The organism is Leifsonia sp. 563, assembly GCF_040545055.1.
Taxonomy (GTDB): Bacteria; Actinomycetota; Actinomycetes; order Actinomycetales; family Microbacteriaceae; genus Leifsonia.
On sequence record NZ_JBEPLE010000002.1, the window covers coordinates 21777 to 40400 of the forward strand.

An 18624-nucleotide genomic window follows, 5' to 3' on the forward strand; every position below is an offset into this window, starting at 1 on the left:
CGCCGGTCGATCCCGGAGCGAGCTGACCTGCTCGGCTAGCCGACCGGCAGTCCGACCCGGCTGCTCTCCAGTGCGGTGCGGAGCCGCGCGAGGACCGGGCCAGTCGCATCGATGTCCGACGGCGTCATCGCGGGGGACACGAGTTCGGCGAGGCGCTCGCGGAACGTGCTCTCGGCTTCGGCGACCAGGTCCGCGCCCGCGGGCGTGAGGCTGACCAGGGAGGAGCGCCCGTCCGCCGGATTCGGATGGCGGGTGACCCAGCCGCGGGCTTCGAGGCGGTCGACACCTTTGCTGATCGCGCCGATCCCCGCGGCGAAGTTCGTGGCGACATCCGCGATGCGGGAGCCGGGGTGGTCGCGGAAGTAGCGGAGGAACTCGTATTGCGAGGTCGCGATGCCGTGCTCTCGGCGCAGTGTCTCGCCGATCGCGTTGTACAGCCGCGTCTCGCACCGGACCAGGTCGTCGAACAGCTGGATGAGGCCATCGGTTGCACTTTTAGTTGCCACGGCATACATTCTATGAGATACATGCCGCGGCAAGTAGTTGGCGACGAGGAGAGAACATGAGCAGGGAACAGCGACGAGCACTCGACCGGCAGTTGCGGGAGGCGCCGCAGCCGGACGGACCGGCCTCGGTCGAGAGCATGCGAGAGGGCTTCGCCCGGCTGATGAGCCAGTTCCCCATCCCCTCCTCCGTCCGCCGGACCCCCACCGAGGTGGCCGGCCGACCGGCGGTCCTCGTGGAGCCGTCGACGGGGCAGCGCGCCGGCACGATCCTCTACTTCCACGGAGGCTCGTTCTCGCTCGGTTCGCCGGAGACGGCGATGGCGCTGACGGCGCATCTGGTCGAGCGGACCGGGGTGCGGGCGCTCTCCCTCGACTACCGACTCGCGCCCGAGCATCCCTTCCCCGCGGCGATCGACGACTGCCTGTCCGCCTATCGGGCCCTGCTGGACGACGGCGCCGACGCCGCGTCGATCGTGCTGGCCGGCGACTCCGCGGGCGGAGGGCTGGCGGTCACGACGACCCTCGCGGCGCGGGATGCGGGTCTCCCGGTCCCGGCGGGCATCGTCGCCTTCTCGCCGGGGCTCGACCACACGCGCTCCGGAGGGTCGATGGCGACGAAGGAGGGGATCGATCCCTTCTTCACCGCCGAGGGGATGCGCCGCACCGGCGAGCTCTACCTCGACGGCCAGGATCCGCACCAGCCGCTGCTCGCCCCCGCGATCGTCGGCGACCTGAGCGGGTTCCCGCCGATGCTGCTGCAGGTCGGCACCAACGAGCTGCTGCTCGACGACTCCGTGCGGCTCGCCGACCGGGCGCGAGAGGCGGACGTCGACGTGATCCTCGATGTGGTCGCGGACGTCCCCCACGTCTTCCCGGCCTTCGTGGGGATGCTCGACGAGGCGGACGAAGCCGTCGACCGGGCGGTGTTGTTCATCACGCAGCGGCTGCGCACCCGCTGACCGTACCGAGAGTCGTCGGGATCAGGCCTGCTGGGGCTGCTCGGCTTCCTCGTCGGCGAGGATGTCGTCGGCGTTCGCCGCGATCCACGTCATCAGGGGCAGCAGGTGCTCGGTCAGCTCGTGCCCGCGGGCGGTGAGGCTGTAGTCCACCCGGGGCGGGATGGTCGGCTGCGCCGTGCGGAGCACGAAGCCGTCGGCCTCGAGGGTGCGGAGCGTCTGCGCCAGCATCTTCTCGCTGATGCCCTGCACCGTCCGGCGCAGCTCCCCCCAGCGAAGGTCGCTCTGCGAGAGCGCCACGAGCACCAGCACACCCCAGGTGCTGGTGACGTGGTTGAGGACGATCCGGGTCGGGCACGCCGATGGGAGCACGCCGTCGGTGAAGCCGAAGCCGTTGAGTGACGCAAGACTGGTGTCCACGTCAGTAACTTACCAAAAAGTGGGTACCTGCGATGGGGAAGTAATGGATGCGGAGATGAGTTGCCTCCGATGTCCGATCGAAAGGAACCCATCATGACCATCGTCGTCACCGGCGCCACCGGCCACCTCGGCCGCCTCACCGTCGACTCCCTGCTCGCCCGCGGCGTCGCCGCCTCCGACATCCGCGCGGCCGGCCGTTCCGCCGAGCGGCTCGCCCCGCTCGCAGCGCGGGGCGTCCAGACCGCCGTCATCGACTTCGAGAAGCCCGAGACGCTCACGGAGGCCTTCGCCGGTGCGGACGCCGTGCTGATCGTGTCCGGCTCGGAGGTGGGAAAGCGGGTTCAGCAGCACCGCAATGCGATCGAAGCCGCCGAGGCCGCGGGCGTCGGCCGGCTCGTCTACACGAGCGCACCGCACGCGACCGACGGGGCGCTCGTGCTGGCGCCGGAGCACAAGGCGACCGAGGAACTGCTCACCGCGTCGTCGCTGCCCGTGACGATCCTCCGCAACAACTGGTACACCGAGAACTACACCGGCCTGATCGACCAGGCCGCCGCGACCGGCGAGATCGTCGGCAGCGCGGGCGAGGGACGGGTCGCCAGTGCCTCCCGCAAGGACTACGCGGAGGCCGCGGCCGTCGCGCTGATGACCCCGGGCCACGAGGATGCGGTCTACGAGCTGAGCGGCGACACCGCCTGGACGTTCGACGAGCTGGCGTCCACGATCGGCGAGCTGGTGGGACGTGAGGTCGTCTACCGGTCGGTCTCGCCGGAGGAGCACACGCGCATCCTCACCGAGGCGGGACTCGACGAGGGCACGGCCGGCTTCGTCGTCGCGCTCGACGGCAACATCCGCGACGGGGAGCTGGCCGACGTGCGCAGCACGCTGGCCGACCTGATCGGCCGCCCGACCACGCCCCTCGCGCAGGGCCTCGCGGAGTCGCGCTCAGAGGCCGCGGCGTAGTCGCATCCCTTTCCCGTCGGGCAGATTCGTGCCGAATGTGCGCTTACGCGCCCGCAAAACGCACATTCGGCACGAATCGCGGCTCAGATCTCGACGTCGCTGCCCATCGTCACCGTCCGGAGCGGCGGCAGGCCGAAGCGGGCGGCGGGGTCGGCGGCGTTGTGCGCCAGCGCGACGAACAGCGATCTGCGCCACCGCACCATCCCCTTCGTCCGGGTGGTGCGAATGGCGCCCCGCGAGATGAAGTACGACGCACGCGGGAAGTCCGAGGGGTCGAGCGGCAGTGCGCCCGCGCGGCAGGCGGCACGCAGCGCGCGCGGGATGTCCGGCTTGTCCGAGAAGCCGAACCTGATGCTGAGGTGCTCGATGCCGTCGTCGGCGTACCCGAGGTCGTCGTACGTGAACGCCTCCGAGGTCGGTACGTGCGGCACCTGCGCCGTGCTGATCGACACGATGATCACGTGCTCGTGGAGGACGTGGTTGTGCTTGACGTTCGCCCGCAGAGCGAGCGGGGTCGTGTCTTTGTTGGGGTGCGGGAACACGGCGACGCCGGGCACCCGGGGGAGGTTCTGCTCGCGCAGGTTGTCGATGAACTCGGAGAGCGATCCCTCCTTTCGCTTGCGGTCCTGCTGCACCAGCTGGCGTCCGCGGCGCCACGTCGTCATCACCAGGATGACGGCCGCAGCGATGAGCAACGGCACCCACCCGCCGTTGATGATCTTGGAGAGGTTGCCGGCGAGGAACGCGAGCTCGAGCCCGCCGAACGCGACGGCGGCGAGGATCATCTTCCACGGCGCCCAGTTCCAGAGCGGCTTGGCGACGAGGAGCAGCAGCAGGGTGTCGACGACCAGGGCGCCCGTGACCGAGATCCCGTACGCGGTGGACAGCCGGTCGGACGATCCGAACGCGAGCATGACGGCCATCACGCCGATGAAGAGCAGGATGTTGACTGCCGGCAGGTAGATCTGGCCGCCCTCGCGCTCCGACGTCTGCCGGATCGTGAGCGGCGGGAGCAACCCGAGCTGGACGGCCTGCCGCGACAGCGAGTAGGCGCCCGAGATGACGGCCTGGCTCGCGATCACGGTCGCTGCCGTGGCCAGGATGACGACGGGCAGCCTGCTCCACTCGGGGAAGAGCAGGAAGAACGGGTTGCTGCGCGCGGCGGGGTCGTGGAGGATCAGCGCGGCCTGCCCCAGGTAGTTCAGCGTCAGCGCGGGGAAGACGAGCACGAACCAGGCCCGGCGGATGGGGGAGCGGCCGAAATGGCCCATGTCAGCGTAGAGGGCCTCCGCACCGGTGATCACGAGCACCACCGCACCCAAAGCGATGAACGAGATGGTCGGGTGGGAGACGATGAAGACGACGGCGTAGGTGGGCGACAGGCCGAGGAGGACAGCCGGATACTGCACCACCATCACGACGCCGGCCACCGCCATCACGACGAACCACAGCACCATGACCGGCCCGAACAGCACGCCGACCTTGCCCGTCCCGAACCGCTGGACGGCGAACAGGACGACGATGATCACCGCGGCGATCGGGATGACCAGGTGCGAGATCGCCGGGATGGTCACGTGCAGACCTTCGACGGCCGACAGCACCGAGATCGCCGGCGTGATGATCGAGTCGCCGTAGAACAGCGACACCCCGACGATGCCGATCACGAGCAGGATGCCTGCCTTGCCCGCTCGGCTCGCGTAGAGCCGCTGCGCCAGGGCGGCCAGCGCCATGACCCCGCCCTCGCCGTCGTTGTCGGCGCGCATCAGGATGCCGAGGTACTTGATCGACACGATGATCGTGATGCTCCAGAACATCAGCGAGATCACCCCGAAGACGTCGTCCTGGTTCGGACGCACCGCACCGCCGTCGAGCAGGAACACCGTCTTCAGTGCGTAGAGCGGACTGGTGCCGATGTCGCCGAACACGACGCCGAGTGCGGCGAGGGCGGCGGCCGCCAGCGCGCGCGGATGGTGAGGCGCACCCGCGGGCGCACCCGCGTGCGCCGTCGGCGGCGCTACGAACTCTCGCACTCCGGCAACGGTACGCCGATTCCGCGTCAGCCGGGCACACGCGGCGGCGCGGTGCTCTGCCGGACCACCAACTGCGGGATCGGGTACTCCGCCGCGATCGTCGACGCATCCCCTCCCTCGATCTGCGTGACCAGCACGTCGATCGCGTGCGCGCCGAGCCAGGCGAAGTCCTGGCGGATGGTCGTCAGCGGCGGCGCGAAGTGCTTCGCCTCCGGGATGTCGTCGAAGCCGACGATGCTGAGGTCGCCCGGGATGGAGAGCCCCAGGTCGGCGGCGGCGTGCATGAGGCCGAGCGCCATCTGGTCGTTGGAGGCGAACACCGCCGTGAAATCGGGATGGTCGAGCAGCTTCAGTCCGACCTCGTAGCCTAGGTCGGCCGTCCAGTCGCCGAGGACCGGCGCGGTCGCCGGCAGGTCGTGGTCCGAGAGCTCGGCGAGGAAGCCGTTCATGCGGTCCTCCGCCTCGTTCCAGTCCTGCGGGCCGGCGAGATGCCGGATGCGGGTGTGGCCGAGCTCGATCAGGTGCCGTGTCGCGAGCCGTGCTCCCGCCTCCTGGTCGAATGCCGCGACACGGCCGTCGCTGTCGTCCTTCCAGTGCATGCTCACGAAGGGAACCCGCACGGCCACACGCTGGAGCGCCTCGTGGGCGCGCTGCTGCGGTGCGATCACGACGACGCCGTCCACTCCCTGCGCAGCGAACGCGTCGAGCGCCTCCGAGATCGCGGCGTCGTCCTCGCGGGCGAGGGTGGCCGAGAGGATGGCGTAGCCGCGTGCGCGCGCCGCCTCATCGATCGCCGCGGCCGCGCTGAACGGTCCGTAGTGCGAGCGGGCGGAGACCAGCAGCCCGATCGTCTTCGAGCGGGAGGTGGCCAGCGCCCGCGCCGCGCTGTTCGGCCGCCAGGAGTGCTCCTCGATGACCTTCCGCACCTGCGCCTCGGTGGAGGCCTTGATGTAGCGCTCGCCGTTCAGCACCCGGGACACGGTCTGACGCGACACACCGGCCAGCCGGGCGATGTCCCGGATGGAGAGCGCGCGCTGCTCGTCGGGTGGGTGCTTGTCCATGCATCCTGTCTCGTCGGCGAGAGCGGCTGCGCTGCCACGCTCGGTGAACGTGTTCATCATATTTTTCCGCGGAGCACTTGACTGACGCCCGGCTCAGGTCATAACGTCTAACCCGTTCTGGGACCGGTCACATATATCGCGTACGGACCAGCATACGACGAGGGAGTCGCACATGACAGCAGCAATCGGGCCGCACAGCAGCGGCCGTTCCTGCAGCTCCCCGTCGCACGCTGCGACGGGGACGCGTGACAGTTCCGAGCTCGGCGAGCTCGTGCGCAGTGGGCGCACGGGTCGCCTCACCGCTCGAAAGGAATCACAGTGAAGTTCAGGAAAGTGGCACTCGCTGCGGCCGCGCTCGGCATCGCCGTCGCGCTCGCCGCGTGCACCGGAGGCCGTGGCGGCGGAACAGGGTCGAGCACCGACAACAAGGGCGCGCTGGTCGGCGTCGCGATGCCGACGAAGGTGTCCGAACGCTGGATCGCGGACGGCAATGCGGTCAAGTCGGACCTGCAGAAGAACGGCTACAAGGTCGACCTCGAGTACGCCAACAACGACATCCCGACCCAGGTGCAGCAGGTCAACACGATGATCACCAAGGGCGCCAAGGTGCTCATCATCGCCTCCATCGACGGTGGATCGCTCACCGATCAGCTCGACGCGGCCGCCAAGGCGGGCATCAAGGTCATCTCGTACGACCGACTGCTCACCGGCGACAAGAACGTCGACTACTACGTGTCGTTCGACAACTACAAGGTCGGCGTCTACCAGGCCAACTCACTCCTCACCGGCCTCGGAGTCCTCGACAAGGACGGCAAGCCGACCGGGCAGAAGGGCCCGTTCAACATCGAGGTCTTCGCCGGAAGCCCCGACGACAACAACGCGACCTTCTTCTACAACGGCGCGATGGACACCCTGAAGCCGTACATCGCCGACGGCACCCTGGTCGTCAAGAGCGGGCAGACCAACTTCAACCAGGTCGCGATCCTGCGCTGGGACCCGGCGACGGCCAAGGCCCGCATGCAGGACCTCATCGCCAAGTCGTACTCCACCGGCACCGAGGTGCAGGGCGTGCTCTCGCCCTACGACGGTCTCTCCGACGGCATCCTGAGCGCGCTCGAGGGCGCAGGTTACGGGTCCGGCGGCAAGAAGCTCCCGATCATCACCGGTCAGGACGCCGAGGTCGCCAGCGTGAAGCAGATCATCGCGGGAACGCAGTACTCGACGATCTACAAGGACACCCGCAAGCTGGCGAACGAGGCCGCCAAGATGGCCAACGACCTGCTCTCCGGCAAGAAGCCCGAGGTGAACGACACCAAGAGCTACGACAACAAGGTCAAGGTCGTCCCGAGTTACCTGTTCCAGCCGGTCGTCGTCACCAAGGACAACTACAAGGAGATCCTGGTCGACAGCGGCTACTACAAGGAGTCCGACCTTCAGTAGGTCCGGCCTGACGGTCCGGGCCGGTCGGTGACAACGCCGCCGGCCCGGGCCTCATTTGCCAAGCAAGGGAGACCATGGCCAACACGATTCTCGAGATGCGCAACATCTCGAAGTCCTTCCCCGGCGTCAAGGCGCTGCAGGATGTCTCGATCAGCGTCGAGGAGGGATCCGTCCACGCGATCTGCGGCGAGAACGGCGCAGGCAAGTCCACGCTCATGAAGGTGCTCTCGGGGGTGTACCCGCACGGGACCTTCGAGGGCGAGATCGTCATGAACGGCGAACCCGTCGAGTTCCGATCGATCAACGACTCCGAAGCGGCCGGCATCGTCATCATCCACCAGGAGCTGGCGCTGTCGCCCTACCTGTCGATCGCCGAGAACATCTACCTCGGCAACGAGCGGCAGAAGCGCGGGTTCATCGACTGGAACGAGACGAACCTGGAGGCGGCCAAGCTGCTCGCCCGGGTGGGTCTCCACGACAACCCGATCACCAAGATCAAGGACATCGGCGTCGGCAAGCAGCAGCTGGTCGAGATCGCCAAGGCGCTGTCCAAGGAGGTGAAGATCCTCATCCTCGACGAGCCCACCGCGGCGCTCAACGACGAGGACTCCGCGCACCTCCTCGACCTGATCCGTCAGCTCCAGTCGCACGGGATCACGGCGATCATCATCAGCCACAAGCTCAACGAGATCAAGGCGATCGCCGACCGGGTGACCATCATCCGCGACGGCCGCACGATCGAGACGCTCGAGATGGGCACAGAGGGCACCAGCGAGGAGCGCATCATCAAGGGGATGGTGGGCCGGGATGTGGCGAGCCGCTTCCCCGACCACGTGCCCCACATCGGCGAGGAGCTGCTCCGGGTCGAGGACTGGACCGTCCACCACCCGCTCGACCGCACGCGCACGGTGGTCGACAACGTCAGCTTCCACGTGCGCGCCGGCGAGATCGTCGGCATCGCGGGCCTCATGGGCGCTGGTCGTACCGAGCTCGCGATGAGCATCTTCGGCCGCAGCTACGGGGTCGGGATCAGCGGGCGCGTCTACAAGCGCGGCCAGCAGATCTCGGTCAGCACGGTGTCCAAGGCGATCGCCAACGGCATCGCCTACTCGACCGAGGACCGCAAGCACTTCGGGCTCAACCTGATCGACAACATCCAGCGCAACATCTCCATCGCCGCGCTCGACAAGCTCGTCAACTGGTTCAAGTTCGTCAACGACCAGCGGGAGTCGCTGGTGGCGGAGGAGTACCGCCGCACGATGAACATCAAGACGCCGAACGTGCTGACGCTCACCGGGAAGCTGTCCGGCGGCAACCAGCAGAAGGTCGTGCTGTCGAAGTGGATGTACGCCGACCCGGATGTGCTCATCCTCGACGAGCCCACGCGCGGCATCGACGTCGGCGCGAAGTACGAGATCTACACGATCATCGACCGGCTCGCGGACCAGGGGAAGGGCATCATCGTCATCTCCTCCGAGCTGCCGGAGCTGCTCGGCATCTGCGACCGCATCTACACCCTGAGCGAGGGCCGCATCACCGCCGACGTCCCGCGCGAGAAGGCAACCGCCGAATACCTCATGCAATTCATGACCCAGGAACGCGAGAAGAACACCGCATGAAATCGCTCACGAAAGCCCTCAGCTACCTGACCAGCCAGCTGCGTCAGATCGGGCTGTTCATCACCCTGATCGCCATCGTGATCTTCTTCCAGATCGCGACGGGCGGCATCACCCTCGCGCCGATCAACGTGTCGAACCTGATCGTGCAGAACAGCTACATCCTCATCCTCGCGATCGGCATGGTGATGGTCATCATCGCCGGCCACATCGACCTGTCGGTGGGGAGTGTCGTGGCGTTCATCGGGGCGATGGCGGGTGTGTTCATCTCCGAATGGCACCTGCCGTGGCCGCTCGCGATCGTGTTCTGCCTGGTGCTCGGAGCCCTCGTGGGAGCGTGGCAGGGGTTCTGGATCGCGTACTTCGGCATTCCGGCCTTCATCGTCACCCTGGCCGGCATGCTCGCGTTCCGTGGCGCGGCGCAGATCGCTCTGGGCAACCAGCAGATCTCGTTCTTCCCGAAGGAGTTCCGCGCGATCGGTTCCGGCTTCCTGCCGGCGTTCGGCACCACAGGCTACGAGCCGCTGACGATGATCCTCGGTCTGCTCGCGAGCATCGCGATCCTGGTGTCATCGCTTCGCCAGCGCGCCGTCCGGCGCAAGTACGACCTCGAGGACGAGCCGCTGTGGTGGTTCGTGGTGAAGCTCGTCTTCCTGATCGCCCTGGTGCTCGTGATGACGGTGCTGCTCGCCAGCTACAACGGCACTCCGATCGTGCTGATCATCCTGGCCGTGCTGGTCGTCGGCTACTCGGCGATCATGAACCGCTCCGTGTTCGGCCGCCATATCTACGCGATCGGCGGCAACCTGGCCGCTGCCGCCCTCTCCGGCGTCAAGACCAAACGCGTCACCTTCCTGCTGTTCGTCAACATGGGCGTGCTGTCGGCCGTCGCCGGTCTCGTGTTCACGGCGGGCCTGAACCTGGCGAGCCCCAGCGCGGGCAACGGGTTCGAGCTGGATGCGATCTCCGCCGTCTTCATCGGTGGCGCGGCGGTCACGGGCGGTATCGGAACGGTGACCGGCGCCATCATCGGTGGTCTGATCATCGGCGTGCTGAACAACGGCATGTCGATCCTCGGTATCGACAGCGACTACCAGTTGCTCATCAAGGGCCTGGTCCTGCTCGCCGCGGTCGCGTTCGACGTCTACAACAAGCGGCGGTCCGTCGGGCAGTAACCTTCCGGCATGAAGGCGATCACCGTCAGCGATCCCGCCGCTGGAGTCGCGGGAATGAGAGTGGAGGAACGCCCGGCGCCGCACGCGGCCGAGAACGATGTCATCGTCCGCGTGCACGCCGCCGGGTTCACCCCGGGCGAGCTGGAGTGGCCGGCCACCTGGACGGACCGGGCCGGCCACGACCGCACCCCGGCCATCCCCGGGCACGAGCTCGCGGGCGTCGTGACCGGGCTCGGGTACGGCACGACCGGCCTGACCGTGGGTCAGCGCGTGTTCGGGCTGGCCGACTGGGCGCGCGACGGAACGCTGGCCGAGTTCGTCGCGGTGGAGGCCAGGAACCTGGCCCCGCTGCCGGCCGATGTGGACTTCGTGACCGCGGCGAGCCTCCCGATCTCCGGTCTCACCGCCTGGCAGGCGCTGTTCCAGCACGGCGGCATCCAGGCGGGACAGACGGTGCTCGTCACCGGAGCCGCGGGAGGCGTCGGATCGCTCGTCGTCCAGCTCGCGCGCGAGGCCGGTGCGGTCGTCATCGGCGCCGGGCGGGCGGGTCACCGCGATCGTGCGACCGAAGCCGGCGCCCACGTGTTCGTGGACACGGAGGAGCTCGATACGGCAGGATCCGTGGACCTGGTCGTCGACGTGCTCGGCGGCGACGTCGGTGCCCGGGCCCTGGGGCTGGTGCGACCGGGCGGCCGGTTCGTCACGATCGCCGCGCCGCCCGCGTCGGAGCGGCCCGACGTCACGGCACTGTTCTTCGTCGTGGAACCGAGCCGCGTCGAGCTGGAGCAGCTGGTCGCCCGCGTCCGTGCCGGCGCGTTGCGCAGCTTCATCGGGGACGTCGTCGAGCTGGACGGCGCCCCCGCCGCGTTCGCCGGCCGCGGTTCGCGGAACGGCAAGACGATCGTGAGGGTGGCGGACTAGGGCCGGCCATCCCGCATCTCCTCCGTCTCCGTCACTCCGGAGCGGCGCAGACGGAGGGTCTGCGCCGCGCGCGCCCGCGAATCACCTCCGTTGGGCGCCGGCACGCGCCGAGCACCCGAGATCTCCTCCTTTCCCGCGGAGGAGGGGATCGCCGCCGCTGCCCTCGGCGGGCTATCCTCGCCCCGTGATGGTGAGGGCCGGTACGGCTTTCCAGCGCGTCCCGTGAGGGGGAGCCGATGACGTTCCACGAACTCCATCGCGGCGACCGGCCGCTCCTTCTGCCCAACGCCTGGGATGTGGGGTCGGCGATCGCCTTCGCCGCGGCGGGCTTCCCGGCGATCGGCACGACGAGCTTCGGCGTGAACGCGGCATCGGGCCGCCCGGACGCGGAGGGTGCGGGCCGGGAGGCGACGCTCGCCCTTGTCGAGCGGATCACCGCGCTCCCGGCGTACATCTCGGCCGATATCGAAGACGGCTTCAGCGACGACCCGGAGGAGGTCGCCGACCTCGTCGCAGGCCTGGGCGTCGCGGGTGTGAACCTGGAGGACTCCGCCGGCGGTCATCTCGTGGACCCCGCCATCCCCGCGGCCAAGATCGCGGCGGTCACGCGGAGCGCACCCGACGTGTTCGTCAACGCGCGCGTCGACTCCTACTGGTTTCACGAGGAAGCGACCGTCGACGCCGTCGCCGAGCGGGCGAAGCGGTACGCCGACGCCGGAGCGGATGGCATCTTCGTGCCGGGCGTCTCGGACCCGGCGACGATCGAGCAGCTGGCGGCGGCCATCACGCTTCCCCTCAACGTGCTCGTCGTGCCGGGCCTCGGCCTCGACCGCCTCGGTGAGCTGGGGGTGCGACGGGTGAGCACCGGCTCCCTGCCGTACCGGGTCGCGATCGACGCGGCAGTGGATGTCGCGGCGGCCGTGCGGGACGGCCGTGACCTCCCGACCGCGACCTCCTACGCGGAGGCGCAGCAGCGGCTAATCGACTTCGCGCGAGCGGCGCCGGAGCCGTGAGGCTCCGACGCCGCCCGTCGTCTGTTCCCGGTGCCGGCTACTTCGCACCGAGCCCGGTCTGGCGCTTCGCGATCGACGGTGCCGCACCGACGAACTTCGCCAATGTGACAGTGTCGACGTTCGGCCCGTACGCCGTGGCGTTGCCCAGGGTCAGCGCGCCGCCGTCGGTCGAGAGCGTCAACGGGACCGTCTTGTCCCAATAGCTGCTCCACGAGTAGTTGTGGCGGAAAGCGGCGCGGGTGGTGGCTCCGCCGGCCTCCGTCACATCCAGGAAACGGCTGATCACCTGCGGGTTGTAATTGATCGCCGCCGACTTGTCGGCGTTGGCTGCGCGGAGCACCAGCTGGTAGTCGCCCGCCGCGAAGCCGCTCGGCCGCGGCACGGTCAGCGTGTTCGCCGGGCCGTTTCCGAGGTAGCCGACGTGGCGGACCACGCCCTGCGCATCCGCGGAACCGTTCGAGCCGGCCGGGTCGGTCTGCGCGACCGCAGCGCCGGACAGAGGGAGAGCCTCGGCCTCGCTGCGGAAGACGAGAGCCGCATCCGCGTCGGCCGCCTTCTGCGCCGCACCCCGGATCGTCGACACATCGCCGACGAGCACGGTGCCCGCCGTCGCGCGGACGGTGAGCTCGTTCACTCCCTGCGGGAGGAACAGCCGCACGGTCGCATCGAAGACGCCCGGCCCGGTGGAGGCCGGAAGGGCCACCGTCCGGCCGTTCACGACCAGGGAGGGTGTCGCCCCGCGACCCGTCGACGCGAAGTGCGTCGTCACGTCGTAGTAGCCCGTCTCCGCAGTGGTCGCGTAGAAGGTGGCGGCGCCGTCGCCCGTCACCGAGGCGTAGCCCCGCGCGGCCGGCTGCTTCCAGGAGAGGGTCGCCCCGCCGGAGAGGCGGGCGTCGACGGCCGGGTACGTCGCCCGCTCACCCGAGGTGACGTCGTGGAGGTCGAACCGGTCGAGCGTGATGTCCGCACCCGGAAGTAGGGTCGTCCCGTCGACGCTCGCCCGCAGCGACAGAGCGTGAGTGCCCGCGGTCAGGTGGATCGTGGCATCCGCCGTCCCGCGGTATCCCCAGCCGAGATCGGCGGAGTACTTCACCAGCTGGCCGAAGGCGCCGTCGACGAACAGCGCGTGCTGCCCGGGCGACGCGTTCGTGCCGCTGAGCACTGACAGCCGGTAGTTGCCGGTCGTCGGCACGGTCACGTTCCAGGTCGCGGAGGAGCCCGCGCGGTTGAACGAGCCGACGTCCTTGCCGCCAGAAGCCATGAAGGACCACTCGCGCGACGGGTCCTGCGTGTAGACGGTCGCGTCCGCGAGAGTCGCGTTCTCGGCCTCCGTGCTGTTCACCAGGTCTGCCGACATGGGTTGCGGATCGGTGAGTCGCGGCGTGATCTCCAGCTGGTACGCCGAGTACCGGTCACTGTTCGGAACGTTCACCGAGAGCCGGCCGTCTGTGACCTCCGCGGTCGTCGACAGGATCACCGGAGGCTGGAGCGAGGCGCCCTCCGCGCCATTGAGGCGGTCGGCGCGGACGCGCACGTCGACGGTCGAGCCGAAGGTGGATGCGTCGAGTCCCTTCACGTCGACCGCCACGTCCGAGGATCCTCCGCCGAACAGCACGGTGGCCGTGCGAGCACCGGTGTCGATGGCGGCGAGGCCCTGGAGGGAGTCCGGCGTGTTCAGCTTCGGCGGGGTGACCTGCGCGGTCGTGGAGCCGGCGAGGTCGCCGTACCAGTTGAACATCCACCATCCGCCGTTCGCGCCGTTGTTGCGCGAGGAGTTGTCGGAGAGGTTGCCCGCGTAGTTCCAGTACGCCGTCTGCGCGTCGACCTTCTCGCTCTCGAACATCGAGATCCACTGGATGAGCTGGCCGGGCACGCCCATGTCGCGCAGCATCCCGAACTCGGTGATGTTGACGGGGATGGGCGCGATACCTAGCCGCTGGAGCAGTGCCGTGTACTCGTCGTGGTGGCCTCGGAAGGTTGCCAGATTGTTCGTGCCGAGTTCGTGCCAGATGAAGATGTCCGGGAGTTCGGAGTGCGCTTTGGCGTAGGCGAGGAAGTCGGCGCTCCGGTCGGGGTGCCAGACGGAATCGCCCGGGCCCCCGACGCGGGCGTGCCCGAGGCCGTGCTCGGCGTAGACGCCCTGGATCACCTGGTAGGCGGCCGACCAGTCGGCGAGGAACTGGTCCTTCTGCGTCGACCAGTTCGGGTACCAGTTGCCGCCGTCGGGTTCGTTGAACGGGATGAAGACGTACTTCTCGGGATGCTTCGACGTCGTCGCGACGTCCTCGACGACCTTCTTGAGGATGGGGAGGTAGTCCCAGACCCCGTCGCCGTTCGCGTCGCCCGGCCGTGTGCCGCTGTTGTAGGGCCAGTCCGGATACATGTCCTGCGCGTAGACGTAGAGGTCCTGGCCTCCGCCGGCGAAGAAGGACGACTCGACCTGCAGCGCGTCGCCGTTGGGATGCTGAGCACCGAAGGGCGGCTTCTGCGACGTGTTGGTGATGTGGGCGCCGTTCAGGACGGACTGGCTCGGAACCCCGTCGTCGCCGAGGCCGTAGAGCGTGCCGGTGGCGCCACCCCGGAAGGCGCCGGTGGTCTGGGAGAAGTCGACACCGAGGTGGTCGACGCCGGCGGCGCCGGCGGGAAGGGCCGAGAGGCCGCTCACCGCGAGGGCGAGCCCGGCAGTGATGGCGATCGAGGGCGGGAGGATGCTGCGCAGGCGGCGCCTGCGGTGTGTTCCGTTCACGCGGTACTCCTTCGTACGGATCGGTTGGACGGTTCCGGGCTCGCGTCGGGTCTCCACCGTGGAGCGCCACTCTGAAACCGCTATCATGATAGCGATATCGCCAAGGCTTGCAAGTATCCATATCGCCCAATGACCGTGGCGCTGATAGCGCTATCAGAAAAAGACTTGCGCAGCGGTCTGATAGCGCTATCATGAACCGACGCGGCAGCCGGCCGCCACCATCCACGATGACGAGGAGACCGATGACCGACCGCCTGAGCTGGGGCACCGAGAAGCTGACCGTCGAGATCGAATGGTCCGCCGACTCCGCACCCCGAATCGCCGCGGTCGAGCACGACGGGTTGCGGCTCGACATGCCCGCGGGGCTTCCGCTGGTCGACGTGCTCGCGGTCAACCAGGGGCACTCGCTCGCCAGCGATCGGCTGGTCCACACGGCGATCGGGCACGACCTCCGCTATGCCGGCCACGACGAGGCGGCCACCGCCACCGGATCGGCCCTGCGGGTCCGGCTCGACCACGTACAGACCGGCCTCCGCATCGAGCTGCTCCTCGAACTCACCGACGGCCTGTCGGTGCTCCGCTCGTCTGCCACCGTCCTCAACGACGGTCACGAACCCGTCGTGCTCCGCTCCATCCCATCGCTCGCGCTCTATCTCGGCGGCAACGGCCGCAGCAGCATCCGCGAGTGGGAGGTCTACCACGCGCTCAGTGACTGGCTGGGCGAAGGACGGTGGGTGCGCGAGCCGCTCAACGGCGTCCGCTTCCCGCGCCTCGAACAGCAGCTGACCAACCACAACCCGCGCGGAGAGTTCAGCGTGATCTCCTCCGGCACCTGGTCCACCGGCAAGCACCTGCCCGTCGCCGCGGTGCGGTCGACGCGGCTCGGAGCCGCCTGGGCCTGGCAGATCGAGCACAACGGCGCCTGGCGCTGGGAGCTGGGGGAGGACACCGCGAGCGGCTATCTCGCCCTCTCCGGGCCCACCGACACCGACCACCAGTGGAGCGAGGAACTCCGGCCCGGCGAGTCGTTCACCACGGTCACCGTCGCCCTGGCTCTCGCCCGCGACGTCACGTCGGCGATCGGCCAGCTGACCGCCTACCGGCGCGCACACCGGCGGCCCCATCCCGACAACAGCGCGATGCCCGTCGTCTTCAACGACTACATGAACACCCTGAACGGCGACCCGACGACGGAGAAGCTGCTCCCGCTCATCGACGCGGCCTCCCGCGTCGGCGCCGAAGTGTTCTGCATCGACGCGGGTTGGTACGACGACAGCGGCGAATGGTGGGACACCGTGGGGGAGTGGATGCCGAGCACCACACGTTTCCCCGGCGGGCTCTCGGAGGTCATCGACCACATCCGAGACGCCGGGATGGTGCCCGGCCTCTGGCTCGAGCCCGAGGTCATCGGGGTGAACAGCCCGATGGCCGACCGTCTGCCCGACGGCGCCTTCCTGCAGCGCAAAGGCGAGCGCGTGGTCGAGCACCACCGCTACCACCTCGACCTCCGCCATCCGGCGGCGCGCGAGCACCTGGACTCCGTCGTCGACCGGCTCGTGCACGAGTTCGGGATCGGCTTCTTCAAACTCGACTACAACATCAACCCGGGGCCGGGGACGGATCGGGATGCGGACAGCGTCGGCGCCGGACTGCTGGCCCACAACCGCGCCCACCTCGACTGGCTCGACGGCGTGCTCGACCGCCACCCCGGTCTCGTGCTCGAGAACTGCGGTTCCGGGGCGATGCGCTCCGACTACGCCATGCTCTCCCGGCTGCAGATGCAGTCCACCTCCGACCAGCAGGACTTCCTCAAGTACCCGCCGATCGCGGCGAGCGCGCCCGCGGCGATGCTGCCGGAGCAGGCGGCGAGCTGGGCGTATCCGCAGCCGGAGATGACGATGGAGGAGGTCGCCTTCTGCCTCGCCACCGGACTCCTCGGCCGCTACTACGTGTCCGGGCATCTGGCGCGGATGGACGCCGAGCGACTGGCGCTCGTCGCCGACGCGGTCGGGGTCGCCAAGCAGCTGCGCGGCGAGCTCACCGCATCCACCCCCTTCTGGCCGCTCGGCATCCCCACCTGGGACGCAGGGTGGACCTCGCTGGGGCTCGCGATCGACGACGGCGCCCTGGTGACCGTCTGGAACCGCGACCCGGCGACACCCGAGACCCGGCTCTCCCTTCCGGCGTTCGCCGGACGGGAGCTCACGGTCTCGACCGTCTTCCCGCGATCCCTTCCCGACTGGGAGACCCACTGGGACGCGGGGACAGGAGAACTCACCGTCACCAGCCCCACCGGCGAGGTCGGCGCGCGGGTCCTCCGCCTCCAGGCCGCGACGAACATCGCGTCCGCACCGCATTCCGCAACCCGAACCCAGTAGCGCTACCGTCGCTACGTCACTCAAGGAGAGCAGTTCAATGAAGATCGCTTGGAAGGGAGCCGCCTCGATCGCGGCCATCGCCGCCGCCGCGGCGCTCGTGCTGTCGGGGTGCAGCGACCCCGGATCCGGAGGCGGCAGCGCGGGCAGCGCGTCGTGGCCGGCGCAGGACACCAAACTCGACGGCGTCGACCTCACCATCTGGGCCGCGCAGAACTCGAACAAGACCCCCGAGAGCGTGATCACGGGCTTCGAAAAACTGACCGGCGCGAAGGTGAAGGTCGTCACCATCCCCGACCCGTACGAGCAGGGCGTACAGACCAAGGTCGCGACGGGTGACAAGCCAGACCTCGCCTTCTGGCAGCCCACGGCTTCCGAGCTCACGGCGCTCAACGCGACGCAGAACCTGCAGTCGCTGGAGGGCGCTCCGTGGGTGAAGAACTACACCGGCAACCTGGCCGACATGACGGGCACGCTGGACGGCACGCGCTACGCCGCCCTGGTGACCACCCCGGCCGTCATCGGCGTCTACTACAACAAGGAGGTGTTCTCGAAGAACGGGATCACCGCCACCCCGAAGAACTGGGACGAGTTCATCGCCCTGGCCGAGCAGCTGAAGGCCAAGGGAGTCGACCCCTTCTACGAGATGGGCGGCGACAAGTGGGCCACCCAGTGGTGGGTGCAGGCGCAGCTGGCCGACGCCGCCAAGGACGGCCTCTGGGACAAGGTGAACAAGAACGAGGAGAAGTTCACCGACCCGACCATCCAGGGCGCGATCGACAACTATCAGAAGCTGATCCAGCAGGGGCTGTTCAACGCCGACATCAAGACCGCGACATTCGTCGACCAGGGGAACGCCCTGCTCGGCGGAAAGGCGGCCATGGCGATGCAGGTCAACTCATTCTTCGGCGAACTGCAGGCCACCTCCAATACCGAGGAGCTGAACAAGAAGATCGGATTCTTCCCGATCTCGCCGAAGGGCAACGTCGGCACGTACATCCCGGATCAGTCGAACGCCCTCGTCGCCTTCAAGACGGGTGACAGCAAGCGGGAGGCCGCCGCCCGCCAGTTCCTCAGCTACTGGCTCGGAGACGGGTACGCCGACTTCGTGAAGGCGCAGTCGACCGTGTCCCTGATCAAGGGCGTCGACACCCCCAGCAGCGTCCCCACCGCCCTCACCGATGTGGCGGCATCCCTCGACGGGTCGGTCGGTTCGATGCAGGCGCTCGCCGTCGCGAACCCCGACCTGTACCTGAACCTCGCCGACATGATCCAAGGGACCAAGACCCCGGTCCAGGTGGCAGAGGCGACACAGGCGCAGTTCGCACAGCTCGCGAAGGCGCAGGGAGTCAAGGGCTTCTAGCCGACGGGCGCCGGGGCGGACTCCCCACCCGCCCCGGCG

The 18624-nt window shown here is 68.6% G+C and carries 14 protein-coding genes; 9 read left to right on the forward strand and 5 right to left on the reverse strand.

The features are described 5' to 3' along the window. Positions 1–35: 35 nt before the first annotated feature. Positions 36–506, reverse strand: a complete 471-nt coding sequence (locus ABIC47_RS07180; RefSeq protein ID WP_354478801.1) for a MarR family winged helix-turn-helix transcriptional regulator — start codon at positions 504–506, stop codon at positions 36–38. A gap of 56 nt (positions 507–562) precedes the next feature. Here ABIC47_RS07180 and ABIC47_RS07185 point away from each other — a divergent pair, with 56 nt between their 5' ends. Next, positions 563–1465 (forward strand): alpha/beta hydrolase, encoded by a 903-nt coding sequence (locus ABIC47_RS07185; RefSeq protein ID WP_354478804.1) that lies wholly within the window; start codon positions 563–565, stop codon positions 1463–1465. Between the two features lie 21 nt (positions 1466–1486). Here ABIC47_RS07185 and ABIC47_RS07190 read toward each other — a convergent pair whose 3' ends face one another. Then, entirely contained in the window at positions 1487–1882 is a 396-nt protein-coding gene (locus tag ABIC47_RS07190) for a winged helix-turn-helix transcriptional regulator (RefSeq protein WP_354478806.1), read from the reverse strand. Positions 1883–1975: 93 nt separating this feature from the next. On the opposite strand from ABIC47_RS07190, the gene ABIC47_RS07195 reads away from it, so the two are divergent. Beyond that, positions 1976–2845, forward strand: coding sequence for an SDR family oxidoreductase (locus ABIC47_RS07195; protein ID WP_354478809.1), 870 nt, complete (start codon positions 1976–1978; stop codon positions 2843–2845). Positions 2846–2928: 83 nt separating this feature from the next. Here the strand turns inward: ABIC47_RS07195 and ABIC47_RS07200 are convergent, their stop codons facing one another. After that, the gene (locus ABIC47_RS07200) at positions 2929–4875 is read right to left on the reverse strand and encodes a potassium transporter Kup (protein WP_020075725.1); all 1947 of its coding nucleotides are present in this window, start codon (positions 4873–4875) and stop codon (positions 2929–2931) included. 26 nt (positions 4876–4901) lie between these two features. Next, the gene (locus ABIC47_RS07205; RefSeq protein WP_354478813.1) at positions 4902–5936 is read right to left on the reverse strand and encodes a LacI family DNA-binding transcriptional regulator; all 1035 of its coding nucleotides are present in this window, start codon (positions 5934–5936) and stop codon (positions 4902–4904) included. 318 nt (positions 5937–6254) lie between these two features. On the opposite strand from ABIC47_RS07205, the gene chvE reads away from it, so the two are divergent. The 5 genes from chvE to ABIC47_RS07230 all read left to right on the forward strand — a co-directional run bounded on the left by chvE (position 6255) and on the right by ABIC47_RS07230 (position 12101). After that, the gene (chvE, locus tag ABIC47_RS07210; RefSeq protein ID WP_029042853.1) at positions 6255–7376 is read left to right on the forward strand and encodes a multiple monosaccharide ABC transporter substrate-binding protein; all 1122 of its coding nucleotides are present in this window, start codon (positions 6255–6257) and stop codon (positions 7374–7376) included. Positions 7377–7450: 74 nt separating this feature from the next. Then, positions 7451–8995, forward strand: coding sequence for a multiple monosaccharide ABC transporter ATP-binding protein (mmsA, locus tag ABIC47_RS07215; RefSeq protein WP_089880585.1), 1545 nt, complete (start codon positions 7451–7453; stop codon positions 8993–8995). Next, positions 8992–10167 (forward strand): multiple monosaccharide ABC transporter permease, encoded by a 1176-nt coding sequence (gene mmsB, locus ABIC47_RS07220; protein ID WP_354478818.1) that lies wholly within the window; start codon positions 8992–8994, stop codon positions 10165–10167. The genes mmsA and mmsB overlap by 4 nt, the downstream gene beginning before the upstream one ends. A 9-nt stretch (positions 10168–10176) precedes the next feature. Continuing rightward, positions 10177–11088, forward strand: a complete 912-nt coding sequence (locus ABIC47_RS07225) for an NADP-dependent oxidoreductase (RefSeq protein ID WP_354478821.1) — start codon at positions 10177–10179, stop codon at positions 11086–11088. 236 nt (positions 11089–11324) lie between these two features. Beyond that, positions 11325–12101 (forward strand): isocitrate lyase/PEP mutase family protein, encoded by a 777-nt coding sequence (locus ABIC47_RS07230; RefSeq protein ID WP_354478824.1) that lies wholly within the window; start codon positions 11325–11327, stop codon positions 12099–12101. A 37-nt stretch (positions 12102–12138) separates the two neighbouring features. On the opposite strand, the gene ABIC47_RS07235 is transcribed toward ABIC47_RS07230, so the two are convergent. Next, the gene (locus ABIC47_RS07235) at positions 12139–14847 is read right to left on the reverse strand and encodes a CBM35 domain-containing protein (protein WP_354478827.1); all 2709 of its coding nucleotides are present in this window, start codon (positions 14845–14847) and stop codon (positions 12139–12141) included. 242 nt (positions 14848–15089) lie between these two features. Between ABIC47_RS07235 and ABIC47_RS07240 the strand changes: the two genes are divergently transcribed. Both ABIC47_RS07240 and ABIC47_RS07245 read left to right on the forward strand, forming a co-directional pair. Next, positions 15090–17225: a glycoside hydrolase family 36 protein gene (locus tag ABIC47_RS07240; protein WP_089880595.1), complete on the forward strand. Its 2136-nt coding sequence runs from the start codon at positions 15090–15092 to the stop codon at positions 17223–17225. A 37-nt stretch (positions 17226–17262) separates the two neighbouring features. Continuing rightward, positions 17263–18585 carry an ABC transporter substrate-binding protein gene (locus ABIC47_RS07245; protein ID WP_089880598.1) on the forward strand — a complete coding sequence of 441 codons (1323 nt, stop codon included), beginning with the start codon at positions 17263–17265 and terminating at the stop codon, positions 18583–18585. Positions 18586–18624 lie beyond the last annotated feature (39 nt).